The sequence below is a fragment of the Serratia sp. CY81684 genome, from assembly GCF_052166595.1.
Classification (GTDB): Bacteria; Pseudomonadota; Gammaproteobacteria; order Enterobacterales; family Enterobacteriaceae; genus Serratia; species Serratia nematodiphila.
In genome coordinates this window covers 463,587-478,609 of record NZ_JBJNOO010000004.1, presented here as the reverse complement: position 1 = coordinate 478,609, position 15,023 = coordinate 463,587, and the positions used below count along the sequence as shown (strand labels likewise).

Genomic DNA, 15,023 nt, shown 5'->3' with positions numbered 1-15,023 from the left:
CGATGGACATGTCTCAGATGACGCCGCGTCGCCCGTATCTGCTGCGGGCGTTCTACGACTGGCTGCTGGATAACCAACTGACGCCGCACCTGGTGGTCGACGTGACTCGCCCGGACGTGCAGGTGCCGATGGAGTTCGCGCGTGACGGCCAGATCGTGCTGAATATCGCGCCGCGCGCGGTAGGCAACCTGGCGTTGGGTAACGAAGACGTGCAGTTCAACGCGCGCTTCGGCGGCGTGCCGCGTCAGGTTTCGGTGCCGATGGCCGCCGTGCTGGCGATCTATGCGCGTGAAAACGGCGCCGGCACGATGTTCGAACCGGAAGCCGCCTACGACGAGAGCGAAGGCGTGTTCGAAGGTCTGGACAATGAGACGATCCCTTCGGAAACCCTGATGTCAGTGATCGACGGCGATCGCCCGGATACCGCGGAAGACAACGGCCCGGATGACGAACCGCCGCAGCCGCCGCGCGGTGGCCGCCCGGCGCTGCGCGTGGTGAAATAACCCCGTGAAAACAAACGAAAAAGCACCCCATGGGGGTGCTTTTTTTTTGCCCGGCAGAAGCGGGTCAGCCTTTCAACGCGGCAATGCAGGCGTCGCGCGGCGCGCTGAGATCGCCTACGCGTACGGTAGACAGGGCGTGGGTTGCACGCTCACGGAAACTGGTGATGGCGGTATCGCCTTGCACTTCCGGCGGGGCGGTGCAAATGTCATTGAGCGGCAGATCGTTGCCTTTGTTGAGCGCCTGCAACACCGCCGCCGGATTGTAGATCAGGGCTGCGGAGAGGGCTGATTTGATGCCGGCGGTAAATCCGGCATTGCCGCCGCCGGCCAACTTGGGCGCCAGGGCAATCCAGCTGTCGTCCCCCAGCCGGATGCTGTTTTCCACGGCGCCGAACTGCCCGGCCTTGCCCAACTGCGCCACGACCGGCCGTGCGCCGCGCGCTTCGATATTGTAACCAACCTCCTGCGAATCCAGCGCCATGGCTGAAGCGCTGAAATTGACGGCCAGCAGCGCGCCGGCCAACAGGGAAATGGAGCATTTCATGTTCGCTATCCTTATCTCGGTGTCAGGCGCAGCCGCGCCCCGCAATGGTGCTAACTCAATACTATAGCGCGTTGAGGCGGTGAGGAGCGGGGAGGTTGTTACAAAGCGTGGCAGGCTAAAAACAGAGGCCCGGCAATATGCCGGGCCTCTGATGGTACGGAAGGTTTACACTTCCAGGTAGTTCATGATGCCGTCTGCCGCTTTGCGGCCTTCGGCGATCGCCGTCACTACCAGGTCAGATCCGCGCACTGCGTCACCACCGGCGAAGATTTTCGGGTTGCTGGTCTGGAACGCGTTGTCGCTGCCTTCCGGCGCCAGGATGCGGCCCTGTTTATCCAGCTGCACATCGTGAGCCGCCAGCCAGTCCATGCGGTGTGGGCGGAAGCCGAACGCCATCACCACCGCGTCCGCGTCGATCACGTGTTCGGAACCTGGTACCTGCTCCGCCGTCTGACGGCCGTTGGCATCCGGCGCGCCCAGCTGAGTGCGCACCATTTTCACTCCGGCCACGCGGCCGGCGCTGTTCAGTTCGATGCTCAGCGGCTGCAGGTTGAACTGGAAGTCCACCCCTTCTTCCCGGGCGTTCTTCACTTCGCGCTTGGAGCCCGGCATGTTGGCTTCGTCGCGGCGGTAGGCGCAGATGACCTGAGTTGCGCCCTGACGCACCGAGGTACGCACGCAGTCCATGGCGGTATCGCCGCCGCCCAGCACCACCACCCGTTTGCCTTCCATGCTGACGTAAGGCTCGTGCTGCTCGGTTTCATACCCCATCAGCTGCTTGGTGTTGGCGATCAGGAACGGCAGCGCGTCGTACACGCCCTGCGCCTCCTCATTCTCCAGGCCGCCGCGCATCGACTGATAGGTGCCGACGCCGAGGAACACCGCATCGTACTCGCTCAGCAAGGTCTCCATGCTGACGTCTTTGCCCACTTCGGTGTTCAACTGGAACTCGATGCCCATCTCGCTGAAGATGCCGCGGCGTTTGACCATCACTTCCTTTTCCAGCTTGAAGGCCGGGATGCCGAAGGTCAGCAGGCCGCCGATCTCCGGATGACGATCGTATACGACCGCCTTGACGCCATTGCGGGTCAGCACGTCGGCGCAGGCCAGCCCGGCGGGGCCGGCACCGACGATCGCCACGCGCTTGCCGGTCGGCTGCACATGCGACATGTCCGGCTTCCAGCCCATTTCGATGGCCTTATCGCTGATGTAGCGCTCGATATTGCCGATGGTGACCGCACCGAACTCGTCGTTCAGGGTGCAGGAGCCTTCGCACAGGCGATCCTGCGGGCATACGCGGCCGCACACTTCCGGCAGGCTGTTGGTCTGATGCGCCAGGTCCGCCGCTTCCATGATGCGGCCTTCGTTGGCCAGTTTCAGCCAGTTCGGGATGTAGTTGTGCACCGGGCACTTCCACTCGCAGTACGGGTTGCCGCAGGACAGACAGCGGTCCGCCTGGGCCTTGGCCTGGGTTTCCGAAAACGGTTCGTAGATCTCGACGAACTCGATTTTGCGGATCTTCAGCGGTTTCTTTGGCGGATCAACACGCTGCAGGTCGATAAATTGATAAACGTTCTGGCTCATTAATGACCTACCTCTTACTGCGCCTGCACCCGCAGCTCGGCTGCGGAACGGCTACGGTGACCCAACAGCGCTTTGACATCGCTGGACTTCGGTTTGACCAGGGCGAACTTCGGCGCCCACTCCGGCCAGTTGGCCAGGATCTCTTCCGCGCGGGAAGAGCCGGTCGCCTGCACGTGTTCGGTGATCAGGCCGCGCAGGTGCTCCTCATGGATCGCCAGCTGATCGACATCCAGCACTTCCACCAGCTCCGGGTTCACGCGCTTGCGGAACTCGCCGTCTTCGTCCAGCACGTAGGCGAAGCCGCCGGTCATGCCGGCACCGAAGTTGATGCCGGTTTTACCCAGCACGCAGACGATGCCGCCGGTCATGTATTCGCAGCCGTTGTCGCCGATGCCTTCCACCACGGTGATGGCGCCGGAGTTGCGCACCGCGAAACGTTCGCCCGCGCGGCCGGCGGCGAACAACTTGCCACCGGTGGCACCGTACAGGCAGGTGTTGCCGACGATGCTGGCTTCATGGCTGCGGAAGGCGGAACCGATCGGCGGGCGCACCGCGATGCTGCCGCCGGCCATGCCTTTGCCGACATAGTCGTTGGCGTCGCCGGTCAGGGTCAGCTCGACACCGCCGGCGTTCCAGACGCCGAAGCTCTGCCCGGCGGTGCCGGAGAAGTGCGCCTTGATCGGATCGCCTGCCATCCCCTGATCGCCGTGTACGTTGGCGATCGCGCCGGACAGCATGGCGCCCACGGAGCGGTCGGTGTTGCGAATGTCGAAGTAGAAGGTTTTACCCTGCTTCGCTTCGATGTACGGCTGCGCCTGCGCCAGCAACTCTTTGTTCAGCAGACCCTTGTCGAACGCCGGGTTGCTGCTTTCGGTACAGTACACCGCTTTGCCCGGATGCGGCGTGGCGGTTGTCAGCAACGGCGACAGATCCAGCTTGTTCTGCTTGGCGGAAATGCCGTCCAGCTCGGTCAGGAATTCGGTGCGGCCGATCAGATCCACCAGTTGGCTTACGCCCAGCTGGGCCATGATCTCGCGGGTCTCACGCGCGATAAACTGGAAGTAATTCGTCACGCGTTCCGGCAGGCCGTGGTAGTGATCGCGGCGCAGCTTGTCGTCCTGAGTCGCAACGCCGGTCGCGCAGTTGTTGAGGTGGCAGATGCGCAGGTATTTGCAGCCCAGCGCCACCATCGGCCCGGTGCCGAAGCCGAAGCTTTCCGCGCCCAGGATCGCCGCTTTGACGATGTCCACGCCGGTTTTCAGGCCGCCGTCCACCTGCAGGCGGATCTTGTGGCGCAGGCCGTTGGCCACCAGCGCCTGCTGGGTTTCCACCAGGCCCAGTTCCCATGGGCAGCCGGCATATTTCACCGAGGACAGCGGGCTGGCGCCGGTGCCGCCGTCGTAACCGGCGATGGTGATCAGATCGGCATAGGCTTTCGCCACGCCGGTGGCGATGGTGCCAACGCCCGGCTCGGACACCAGTTTCACCGAGATCACCGCCTTCGGGTTGACCTGCTTCAGATCGAAGATCAGCTGCGCCAGATCTTCGATCGAGTAGATGTCGTGGTGCGGCGGCGGGGAGATCAACGTCACGCCCGGCACCGAGTAACGCAGTCTGGCGATATACGGGGTGACTTTGTCGCCCGGCAGCTGGCCGCCTTCGCCCGGCTTGGCGCCTTGCGCCACCTTAATCTGGATCACGTCGGCGTTCACCAGGTAGGCCGGCGTGACGCCGAAGCGGCCGGAGGCCACCTGTTTGATACGCGACACCTTGTTGGTGCGGTAGCGCGCCGGATCTTCGCCGCCTTCGCCGGAGTTGGAGAAGCCGCCGAGGCCGTTCATGGCGATCGCCAGCGACTCGTGCGCTTCCGGGCTCAGTGCGCCGATCGACATCGCCGCCGTGTCGAAGCGTTTGAACAGCGACTCCGCCGGCTCGACCTGATCGACCGGGATCGGTTCGCCTTTCGGCGTAATGGCCAGCAGATCGCGCAGCATGGCGACCGGCCGCTCGTTCACCAGCTTGGCGTAGGCCTGATAGTCGCTGTACTCGCCGCTGTGCACCGCTTTTTGCAGCGAGTTCACCACGTCCGGGTTGTAAGCGTGGTATTCGCCGCCGTGCACGAACTTCAGCAGGCCGCCTTGCTCCAGCGGTTTGCGTTTCAGCCAGGCGCGCTTGGAGAGGTTCTGCAGATCCTGCTGGAAATCGCTGAAGCTGGCACCGCCGATGCGGCTGACCACGCCCTGGAAGCACAGGTCCGCCAGATCGCGGTGCAGGCCGACCGCTTCGAACAGCTTGGAACAGCGGTAAGAGGCGATGGTCGAGATGCCCATTTTGGACATGATCTTGTACAGGCCTTTGTTGATGCCGTTGCGGTAGTTCAGCATCACGTCGCGGTATTTCTTGTCGATCGCCTGGCTGTCCACCAGCTTGGCCAGGGTTTCATAGGCCAGATACGGGTAGATGGCGGTCGCGCCGAAGCCGAGCAGCACGGCGAAGTGGTGCGGATCGCGGGCGCTGGCGGTTTCAACGATCAGGTTGGCGTCGCAGCGCAGGCTTTTCTCCACCAGCCGGGTTTGCACGGCGCCAACGGCCATCGGGGCCGGTACCGGCAGGCGGCCGGGCGCGATGGCGCGGTCGGACAGCACCAACAGCACTGCGCCTTCGCGCACCTTGCGTTCCGCTTCGTCGCACAGGGCGCGAATGGTCTGCTCCAGATCCTGCTGTTGCGGGTCGAAGGTCAGATCGAGCGTCTCGGCGCGATAGTATTCGCCTTCCAGCGTGGTGAGCTGTTTGAAATCGGAGTACAGCAGGATCGGCGATTTGAAGCTCAGGCGGTGCGCCTGGCCTTCGGCTTCGCAGAACACGTTCATTTCACGGCCGATGCTGGTGGCCAGCGACATGACGTGCGCTTCGCGCAGCGGATCGATCGGCGGGTTGGTGACCTGCGCGAACTGCTGGCGGAAGTAGTCGTAAACGATGCGCGGCCGGCTTGAAAGCACGGCGAACGGGGTATCGTCGCCCATCGAGCCGGTGGCTTCCTGGCCAATTTCGCCCAGCACGCGGATCACCTGATCCAGCTCTTCACTGCTGTAGCCGAACTGTTTCTGGTAGGTTTCGAGCTGCGCGTCGTCGAGCTCGCGGCTGCCGACCTGATCGTCCGGCAGATCTTCGAACGGCACCAGGCGTTTGACGTTTTTCTCCATCCACTCTTTATACGGATGGCGGCTTTTCAGATCGTTGTCGGTTTCCGCCGAGTGCAGGATGCGGCCGCTGCGGGTGTCGATCACCATCAGCTCGCCGGGGCCGACGCGGCCTTTTTCCACCACTTCATCCGGCTGGTAATCCCAGATGCCGACTTCGGAGGCGCAGGTGATCAGCTTGTCTTTGGTGATCACGTAGCGCGCCGGGCGCAGGCCGTTGCGATCGAGGTTACAGGCGGCGTAGCGGCCGTCGGACATCACGATGCCGGCCGGGCCGTCCCACGGCTCCATGTGCATCGAGTTGAAGTCGAAGAAGGCGCGCAGATCGCCGTCCATGTCCGGGTTGTTCTGCCAGGCCGGCGGCACCAGCAAGCGCATGGCGCGGATGAGATCCATCCCGCCCGCCAGCAGCAGCTCCAGCATGTTGTCCAGCGAGCTGGAGTCGGAGCCGGTTTCGTTGACGAACGGCGCGGCGGCCTCCAGATCCGGGATCAGCGGCGTTTGGAATTTATAGGTACGGGCGCGCGCCCACTGGCGGTTGCCGGTGATGGTGTTGATTTCGCCGTTGTGCGCCAGGTAGCGGAACGGCTGAGCCAGCGGCCAGCGCGGCACGGTGTTGGTGGAAAAGCGCTGGTGGAACAGGCAAATGGCCGATTCCAGGCGCAGGTCCGCCAGATCGAGATAGAAGCGCGGCAGATCCGCAGGCATGCACAGGCCTTTATAGATCGTCACCAGATTGGAGAAGCTGCAGACGTAGAAACTGTCATCCTGCACGCGTTTCTCGATGCGGCGGCGCGCCACGAACAGGCGGCGCTCCATATCGCGCGGGCGCCAGCCGGCCGGGGCGTTAACGAAGATTTGCTCGATGCGCGGCAGGGAGGAGAGGGCGATTTCACCCAGCACGTCCGGGTTGGTCGGCACTTCACGCCAGCCGACGATCGACAGCGTTTCGTTTTGCAGCTCTTCTTCCACGATGCGGCGGCTGAGGCGCGCTTCCTCTTCATTCTGGCTGAGGAACATCATGCCGACGGCGTAGTTTTTGGCCAAACGCCAGCCGCGCTCTTCCGCCACCATGCGGAAGAAGCGATCGGGTTTTTGCAGCAACAGGCCGCAGCCGTCGCCGGTCTTGCCGTCGGCGAGGATCGCGCCGCGGTGCTGCATGCGGGCCAGCGCGTGAATGGCGGTGCGCACCACCTTGTGGCTAGGTTCGCCTTCTATGTGGGCGATCAGGCCGAAACCACAGTTGTCCCTCTCTTGGGATTTATCGTACAACATATCGTGAACCTCCCCAGGCTCTGCGTGACTCTCACAACCTACTGCGAGGGGGCTTCCCAATTTCAGGCAGAAGTCCAATCAGCAAGTTAACCCCGCCAATCTGCTTTTCCGCCCTCCATCAATGGCCTCTCGTGACGGTCTCACAAGTGGTATAGGACTTGTTTTAAGAGGGAGTCTTCAATTACTGCATAAATATGACGAGACGTTTGCCCGTCCAGAAAGCTTCCAGCGGACTTCCAACTTAGCGAGAAAGAATTCGCAGGTCAAATGTGGGCTTAAGATAGATTCTTATCGAATTGATGGTATTTATTTATTTGAAAAATAAGCGTTTTAATGCATTTTTGCACTATCATGGGGCAACGCCGATCCACTCAGAAGTGTGAGCTGTCTCACTATAGTGCAACCCCTTAATCTCTGCACCATGCTAGTGCGAGGGGTAATGCCAGAATTTTATTCTATAAGATATTGCTTGGCTGATGTTTATGACTATTTTTCACCGTGTTGTCATATTGCCGTTAACGGTTGCGTGACGATTAGAATAATTCATCAGAATTATAGTGAATTGATTTGCATTTATGATGAATAGTTATGCCTGGTGGCGCCTTGCGGGGAAAGCGTTGATCTCTGTCATCGCGGGAAAAGCCGTTTCTTATTAGCATCGCGGCTTTGAACACAGAGAACCACCAAGATTATGCAGTTGCCGCAATTAGTCAATATGTTTGGCGCGGATCTCCAGCGCCGCTATGGCGAAAAGATCCATAAACTCACGCTGCACGGCGGATTCGGCTGCCCTAACCGCGACGGCACGTTGGGGCGCGGCGGCTGTACGTTCTGCAACGTTGCCTCGTTCGCCGATGAGGCGATGCAGCGGCAGAGCATCGCCGAACAGCTGGCGCAGCAGGCCGCGCGGGTCGATCGGGCGCGGCGCTATCTGGCCTATTTCCAGGCCTATACCAGCACCTATGCGGAGGTTGAACGGCTGGAGGCGATGTATCGGCAGGCGTTGGCGCAGAGTGCCATGGTCGGCCTGTGCGTCGGCACCCGGCCGGACTGCGTGCCGGCCGCCGCGCTGGATCTGCTGACGGGCTACCGCGAGCAAGGCTATGAGGTGTGGCTGGAGCTGGGGTTACAGACGGCGCACGATAAAACACTGAAGCGCATCAACCGCGGCCATGATTTTCGCTGTTATCAGCAGACTGCGCGGCTGGCCCGGCAGCGCGGGCTGAAGGTGTGCTGCCATCTGATCGTCGGGCTGCCGGGAGAAACCCAGCGCGATCATCTGCTCACGCTGCAGCAGGTGACGGAGACCGGCGTCGACGGCATCAAGCTGCACCCGCTGCACGTCGTCACCGGCAGCACCCTGGCGCGGGCGTGGCAGGCCGGGCGGTTGCCCGAACTGGCGCTGGAAGATTATGCCGCCAGCGCCGGGGAGATGATCCGCCATACGCCGGGCGAGGTGGTGTACCACCGCCTTTCCGCCAGCGCCCGCCGGCCGACGCTGCTGGCGCCGCTGTGGTGCGAAAACCGCTGGAGCGGTATGCAGGCGGTCGGCGCTTATCTGCAACGGCACGGCGGGCAGGGCAGCGCGCTGGATGCCGCCCTGCGTTATTTACCGACGTTATAACCGCAGGTTGGCGCGCACCTCCGCGCGTGCGCGTTGCAGGTCGGCCTGCAGCTGCGGGTTCGCCAGCAGCCGTGCGGCGAGCGCCGTCGCTGCCAGCTTGCCGCCTTCCAGATCGCTCGGGTAGTGGACGCCGGCAATGACCCGACTTTGCGCATTGCTTGCCGCTCGTTCAAACAGCGCGCTGCGTTTTTCCGGCACCATCTGCGCCAGCAGGATCGCCGTCAGGTAGCTGTCCATCGCGTGCCCGCTGGGGTAGGAGTCGCCTTCCGGCGGCGGCAGCAGCGGTTTTACGCGGCTGTCGGCCTCATAGGGGCGCGGGCGACTATAGAAGGCTTTGGCGGGCATCAGGCTGTGCTCAAAGTCCTGATAAACCCGGCGGAACAGGGCAGCGGTGAGCGGATGGCGATCGACGGTGAACGTCGGGCCGAAAATATCGCGGGCAAAGGGAAAGGCGGCGTCTTCCAGATGATCATCCCGCTTGGCCTTGGCGATCTGTTCCGCCGTACGGCTAGCCTGTATGGTCAGCACCGCCTGCAGATCCGCCCGATTCTGCGGCGTAGCTGTTGAAGGCGGCGGCGGCAACAGCGTGGCGATTTGCCGTTGTTCCTCATTCAAATAGCCGGCCACGGCGGTAGCGGCCTTCAGGGGAAAGATGACGGTCAGCGACAGGACGAACAGGGTAGTGCGATAGATGGTTAACATGGTTAGTCCTCACATCAAAGAAATGAGGAAGCCTGCCGGGCTGGCCACAACGCTGCTGCCGGTGAAAGTAAACCGCGGGATAAAATCCTTTCCCTTACTTCAAGCCACAGGGCTTCGCTATCCGTGTCTGCTAAAGCAAGCGTCATGCACGGTGCATCATTAATATATTAATAAAATGGCATTCTCAAGCGGCCTGGGTGTGGGGTGAATCACATAAAAAATCTTTTAGTTACAACTGATTAATCCCTAAGTATGAGCGGGATGATCAACGTGTTTGTTCACGGTGCCGGCGGCAATGAGCTGCCCGTCGCATGCCAGACGCCGCTATTTTCCGTTAGCAGGACTTGACTCTCAGACACGACGGAAAAATTTACGGTATGATTCAAAAGATTGTGTCTGATGGGAGCCGCTATGAAGCAAATCCGGGTGTTGGCCCAGTACTACGTTGATTTAATGGTGAAACTGGGGTTGGTGCGCTTCTCGCTGCTGCTGGCCTCGGCGCTGGTGGTGCTGGCGATGGTGGTGCAGATGGCGGTGACCATGCTGCTGCGCGGCGAAGTGGAAAGCATCGACGTGGTGCGTTCGATCTTCTTCGGCCTGTTGATCACCCCGTGGGCGGTCTATTTTCTCTCGGTGGTGGTGGAACAGTTGGAAGAGTCGCGCCAACGGCTGGCGCGGCTGGTGGACAAGCTGGAAGAGATGCGCCACCGCGATCTGGAGCTCAATCAGCAGCTCAAAGACAATATCAGCCAGCTGAATCAGGAGATCGCCGACCGTATCAAGGCGGAAGAAGAGCGCCTGCAGGTGATGGAAAAGCTGACGGAAGAGATGGAACAGCGCGAGCAGGCGCAGATTGAGCTGGGCCAGCAATCGGCGCTGTTGCGTTCCTTCCTCGATGCCTCGCCGGATCTGGTCTACTACCGCAACGAAGACAAAGAGTTTTCCGGCTGCAACCGCGCGATGGAGCTGCTGACCGGCAAGAGCGAGAAGCAATTGATCGGCCTGACGCCGTTCGACGTCTACGGCCAGGAGATCGCTGAAAAGGTGATTGAGACCGACGAGAAAGTTTTCCGCCACAACGTTTCGCTGACCTACGAACAGTGGCTGGTGTATCCCGACGGCCGCAAGGCCTGTTTCGAGCTGCGCAAGGTGCCGTTTTACGACCGGGTGGGCAAACGCCACGGGCTGATGGGCTTCGGCCGCGATATTACCGAGCGTAAGCGCTACCAGGACGCGCTGGAGAACGCCAGCAGGGAGAAGACTACCTTTATCTCCACCATCAGCCACGAGCTGCGTACGCCGCTTAACGGCATCGTCGGCCTGAGCCGCATTCTGCTCGATACCGAGCTGAACGACGAGCAGCTGAAATACCTGAAGACCATCCACGTCAGCGCCATCACCCTCGGCAATATCTTCAACGACATTATCGAAATGGACAAGCTCGAGCGGCGCAAGGTGCAGCTCGACAACCAGCCGGTGGACTTCACCGGTTTCCTGGCGGATTTGGAGAACCTCTCGGGCCTGCTGGCGCAGCCGAAAGGGCTGCAGTTCGTCATGGAGCCGCAGACGCCGCTGCCGCAGCAGATCGTGACCGACGGCACCCGCCTGCGGCAGATCTTGTGGAATCTGATCGGCAACGCGGTGAAATTTACCCAGCAGGGGCAAATTGTGGTGCGCGTACGGCGCGAGGCGCAGGAGAAGCTGGTGTTCGAGGTGGAAGATTCGGGCATGGGCATCCCGCAGGACGAGCAGGACAAAATCTTCGCCATGTATTACCAGGTGAAAGATCAGCGCGGCGGCCGCCCGGCCACCGGCACCGGCATCGGGCTGGCGGTCTCCAAACGGCTGGCGCAGAGCATGGGCGGCGACATCACCGTGCGCAGCGAACAAGGGCACGGTTCTTGCTTTACCTTAACCATCAAGGCGCCGGCGGTGCAGGAAGCCGTCAGCGCGGCGCCGGAGGAAGAGGCGCTGCCGTTGCCGGCGCTGCACATCCTGCTGGTGGAAGATATCGAACTGAACGTGATCGTGGCGCGCTCGGTGCTGGAGAAGCTGGGCAACAGCGTCGACGTGGCGATGAACGGCCACGACGCGCTGGCGATGTTCGAGCCGGACGAGTTCGATCTGGTGCTGCTGGACATCCAACTGCCGGACATGACCGGGCTGGACATCGCCCGGGCGCTGCGCGAGCGCTATGCCGGGCAGGCGCTGCCGCCGTTGGTGGCCCTGACCGCCAACGTGCTGAAAGACAAAAAAGAGTATCTCGAGGCGGGCATGGACGATGTGCTGAGCAAGCCGCTGTCGGTGCCGGCGCTGACCAAGGTCATCAAACACTATTGGGATCATCAACCTTCTCACACTTCAAAGAAAACGGAGCACAAGGCGATGCAGATTAATGAGTCGTTACTCGATACCGCGATGCTGGAACAGTACATGGATCTGGTTGGCCCGCAGCTGATCCACCAAAGTCTGGAGATGTTCGAACAGATGATGCCGGGCTATCTGGCGGTGCTGGACTCCAACATGACGGCGCGCGATCAGAAAGGCATCACTGAGGAAGGGCATAAGATCAAGGGCGCCGCCGGTTCGGTCGGTCTGCGCCATCTGCAGCAGCTGGCGCAGCAGATTCAAACGCCGACGCTGCCGGCCTGGTGGGATAACGTGCAGGATTGGGTGGATGAGCTGAAACAAGAGTGGCGCAACGACGTGCAGGTACTGCGGGCTTGGGTTGAGAACGCTGAAAAAAAATGACCCCGACCTAAGCCGGGGTGCGCGAATATTGCGCCAACACCAGGGAAATTGTGAACCTGCGTATTGGTTTCAGTGTTCTGGTCGAGCAGGTTGTTGCGAATTCCTAAACATCATACAGCCAACAACATAGCAAATGTAAGCGCTCTTGTTAGAAGATTCATTAAAATGTGTGATGTAGATTAGTGTTTGTCAACTCCGAGCACGAACCAGTTGACAGCAGCGACAGGAGTAAGAGTGATGAAAAAGGTGGGTGTAGTCCTCAGCGGCAGCGGCGTTTATGACGGTACGGAGATCCATGAAGCGGTGCTGACGCTGCTGGCGTTGGATCGTTCCGGCGCCCAGGCGGTGTGCTTTGCGCCTGATAAACCACAACGCCATGTTATTAATCACTTATCTGGTGAGGAGATGGCGGAGTCGCGCAATGTTCTGATTGAATCGGCGCGCATTGCCCGCGGTGCGGTGCAGCCGCTGGCGCTGGCGGAGGCCGCGCAGCTGGATGCGCTGATCGTGCCCGGCGGCTTTGGCGCCGCCAAGAACCTCAGCAATTTCGCCGAAGCCGGCGCGGAATGTTGGGTCGATGAAGATTTGGCGCGCCTGACGCGCGAGATGCATAAGGCCAACAAACCAATTGGCCTGATGTGCATCGCGCCGGCGCTGTTGCCGAAACTGCTGGATCAACAAGCGCGGCTGACCATTGGCAACGATCCGGATCTGGGGGAAGTGATTGACGCCATGGGCGGCGAACCGGTGATTTGCCCGGTGGACGACATCGTGGTGGACAGCGAACATAAGATCGTGACCACGCCGGCCTATATGCTGGCGCCGTCTATCGCGCAGGCGGCCCTGGGCATCGATAAACTGGTGGCGCGGGTGCTGGAACTGGCTGAATGAGAAAATCGCTCGTCGGATGGCGGCGGCTGCGCCTGTGGTATTGGCTGAAGCGCGGCGTCATCGCGATTATCGGCCTGTGGGTGTTGGGCATTGTGCTCTTCGCCTTCCTGCCGGTGCCGTTTTCCGCCGTGATGGTGGAACGGCAGGTCAGCGCCTGGCTGAGCGGCGACTTCGGCTATGTCGCCCATTCGGACTGGGTGTCGATGGACGACATCTCGCCGCAAATGGCGCTGGCGGTGATGGCGGCGGAAGATCAGAAGTTTCCAGACCATTGGGGCTTCGACGTGGCGGCCATTGAAAAGGCGCTCAGCCACAACGAGAAGCGCCCGACGCGCATCCGTGGCGCGTCCACGCTGTCGCAGCAAACCGCCAAGAACCTGTTTTTATGGGATGGCCGCAGCTGGCTGCGCAAAGGGTTGGAGGCCGGGCTGACGTCCGGCATCGAATTGGTGTGGACCAAGCGGCGCATTCTGACGGTGTACCTGAACATCGTCGAGTTCGGCGATGGGGTGTTCGGCGTGGAAGAGGCTTCACAGCGCTTTTTCCATAAGCCGGCCAAGCGCCTGAGCGCGGCCGAAGCGGCGCTGCTGGCGGCGGTATTGCCGAATCCGCATCGCTTCAGGGCCGATGCGCCGTCCGGCTATGTGGTGCAGCGTCAACAGTGGATCATGCGGCAGATGCGGCAACTGGGCGGGGAAGCGTTTTTACGCGAGAACAAGCTGGATTAAACGGGCGGGAACGGCACGGTGCCGCTCCCGCCAGGCGGATTATTTTACGTAGGTAAAGGCGGTCGTGACGTGCTTCACGCCGCTGACCTGGCTGGCGATCTGCGCCGCCGACTGCCCTTCCTGCTGCGTGACCAGGCCCAGCAAGAACACTTCGCCGTTTTCGGTGGTGACCTTCACGTTGGACGATTTCACCGTATCGCTGGTGAGCAGCTGCGAACGCACCTTGGTGGTGATCCAGGTGTCGGAGGACGCGGTGCTCAGGCTGACCGGCGTGCCCTGACGAATTTCGTTATACACTTCGGTCGTGCCTTCCACGCCCATGGCGATCTGCTTGGCGCGTGCGGTGAGATCGGCGTTAGGCGACTGGCCGGTCAACAGCACCTTGCCCTGATAGGCGGTGGCGACCACCCGGGCATCTTTCTTCAACTGCTGGTCTTTGCTCAGGGCGCTTTCGACCCTGGCTTCCAGCGTGCCGTCATCCACCTGGGTCCCTACGCTGCGCGGGTCGGTGGCGGTTTTGGTGGCGACGGCCGCACTGCCGACGACGACGCCGGCGATACAGCCTTGCAACAGCAGGGCGCTGGACAGCACTGCAAATGTGGCTTTTAGCTTCATCTCAGTTCCTTAATCGTCCTGGTGGGGGAATAACGTATTGTCTATCAGGTCGCACAGGCAGTTTACGGTCAACATATGCATTTCCTGAATGCGCGAGCTGCGGTGCGACGGGATGCGGATTTCGACATCCTGCTGGCCGAGCAGCCCGGCCAGCTCGCCGCCGTCGTAGCCGGTAAGTGCGACGATGGTCATATCGCGCGTCACGGCCGCCTCGACCGCCTTCACAATATCACGGCTGTTGCCGCGGGTGGAAATCGCCAGCAGCACGTCGCCGGTGTGCCCGAGCGCACGCACCTGCTTGGCGTACACTTCGTCGTGCAGCCGATCGTTGCTGATTGCCGTCAGCACCACGTTGTCGGCGTTGAGAGCGATGGCCGGCAGGCTGGGGCGCTCGGTTTCAAAACGGTTGATCATGCTGGCGGCGAAGTGCTGCGCGTTGGCTGCCGAGGTGCCGTTGCCGCAGCACAGGATTTTGTTGCCGTTGAGTAAGGATTGAACCAGCGTCATCGCAGCGCGGGAAATGGCGTCCGGCAGTGCTTCCGCCGCCGCGATCTGGGTTTGGATGCTTTCGGTGAAACAGACTTTAATTCTATCCAGCACGTTGTA

General features: G+C 61.3%; 11 protein-coding genes. 5 read left to right on the top strand and 6 right to left on the bottom strand.

Going from position 1 to position 15,023, the window contains the following annotated elements; genetic code table 11:
- The first annotated feature begins 2 nt into the window (after nucleotides 1-2).
- Entirely contained in the window at nucleotides 3-503 is a 501-nt protein-coding gene (gene sspB / locus ACJ8QF_RS17215) for a ClpXP protease specificity-enhancing factor (RefSeq protein WP_004937084.1), read from the top strand.
- A gap of 64 nt (nucleotides 504-567) precedes the next feature.
- Here sspB and ACJ8QF_RS17210 read toward each other — a convergent pair whose 3' ends face one another.
- From ACJ8QF_RS17210 to gltB, 3 genes are all read right to left on the bottom strand, one after another.
- Entirely contained in the window at nucleotides 568-1,047 is a 480-nt protein-coding gene (locus ACJ8QF_RS17210; protein ID WP_004937086.1) for a hypothetical protein, read from the bottom strand.
- A 165-nt stretch (nucleotides 1,048-1,212) separates the two neighbouring features.
- Nucleotides 1,213-2,631 carry a glutamate synthase small subunit gene (locus ACJ8QF_RS17205; RefSeq protein WP_015379170.1) on the bottom strand — a complete coding sequence of 473 codons (1,419 nt, stop codon included), beginning with the start codon at nucleotides 2,629-2,631 and terminating at the stop codon, nucleotides 1,213-1,215.
- 14 nt (nucleotides 2,632-2,645) lie between these two features.
- Entirely contained in the window at nucleotides 2,646-7,106 is a 4,461-nt protein-coding gene (gltB, locus tag ACJ8QF_RS17200) for a glutamate synthase large subunit (protein ID WP_442537720.1), read from the bottom strand.
- Between the two features lie 691 nt (nucleotides 7,107-7,797).
- Here gltB and ACJ8QF_RS17195 point away from each other — a divergent pair.
- The gene (locus ACJ8QF_RS17195; protein ID WP_004937093.1) at nucleotides 7,798-8,730 is read left to right on the top strand and encodes a TIGR01212 family radical SAM protein; all 933 of its coding nucleotides are present in this window, start codon (nucleotides 7,798-7,800) and stop codon (nucleotides 8,728-8,730) included.
- Here the strand turns inward: ACJ8QF_RS17195 and ACJ8QF_RS17190 are convergent.
- Nucleotides 8,725-9,432: an acid phosphatase gene (locus ACJ8QF_RS17190; RefSeq protein ID WP_442537719.1), complete on the bottom strand. Its 708-nt coding sequence runs from the start codon at nucleotides 9,430-9,432 to the stop codon at nucleotides 8,725-8,727. The genes ACJ8QF_RS17195 and ACJ8QF_RS17190 overlap by 6 nt on opposite strands.
- Nucleotides 9,433-9,843: 411 nt before the next feature.
- On the opposite strand from ACJ8QF_RS17190, the gene arcB reads away from it, so the two are divergent.
- From arcB to mtgA, 3 genes are all read left to right on the top strand, one after another.
- Nucleotides 9,844-12,183, top strand: a complete 2,340-nt coding sequence (arcB, locus tag ACJ8QF_RS17185; protein WP_049189094.1) for an aerobic respiration two-component sensor histidine kinase ArcB — start codon at nucleotides 9,844-9,846, stop codon at nucleotides 12,181-12,183.
- A gap of 237 nt (nucleotides 12,184-12,420) precedes the next feature.
- Nucleotides 12,421-13,074 carry an isoprenoid biosynthesis glyoxalase ElbB gene (elbB, locus tag ACJ8QF_RS17180; RefSeq protein ID WP_049189093.1) on the top strand — a complete coding sequence of 218 codons (654 nt, stop codon included), beginning with the start codon at nucleotides 12,421-12,423 and terminating at the stop codon, nucleotides 13,072-13,074.
- Nucleotides 13,071-13,802: a monofunctional biosynthetic peptidoglycan transglycosylase gene (gene mtgA / locus ACJ8QF_RS17175; RefSeq protein WP_442537718.1), complete on the top strand. Its 732-nt coding sequence runs from the start codon at nucleotides 13,071-13,073 to the stop codon at nucleotides 13,800-13,802. Before elbB ends, mtgA begins: the two co-directional genes overlap by 4 nt.
- Nucleotides 13,803-13,841: 39 nt before the next feature.
- Here mtgA and dolP read toward each other — a convergent pair whose 3' ends face one another.
- Nucleotides 13,842-14,417, bottom strand: coding sequence for a division/outer membrane stress-associated lipid-binding lipoprotein (gene dolP, locus ACJ8QF_RS17170; protein ID WP_004937101.1), 576 nt, complete (start codon nucleotides 14,415-14,417; stop codon nucleotides 13,842-13,844).
- 9 nt (nucleotides 14,418-14,426) lie between these two features.
- Nucleotides 14,427-15,017, bottom strand: a complete 591-nt coding sequence (gene diaA, locus ACJ8QF_RS17165; RefSeq protein ID WP_004937103.1) for a DnaA initiator-associating protein DiaA — start codon at nucleotides 15,015-15,017, stop codon at nucleotides 14,427-14,429.
- Nucleotides 15,018-15,023: the final 6 nt, after the last annotated feature.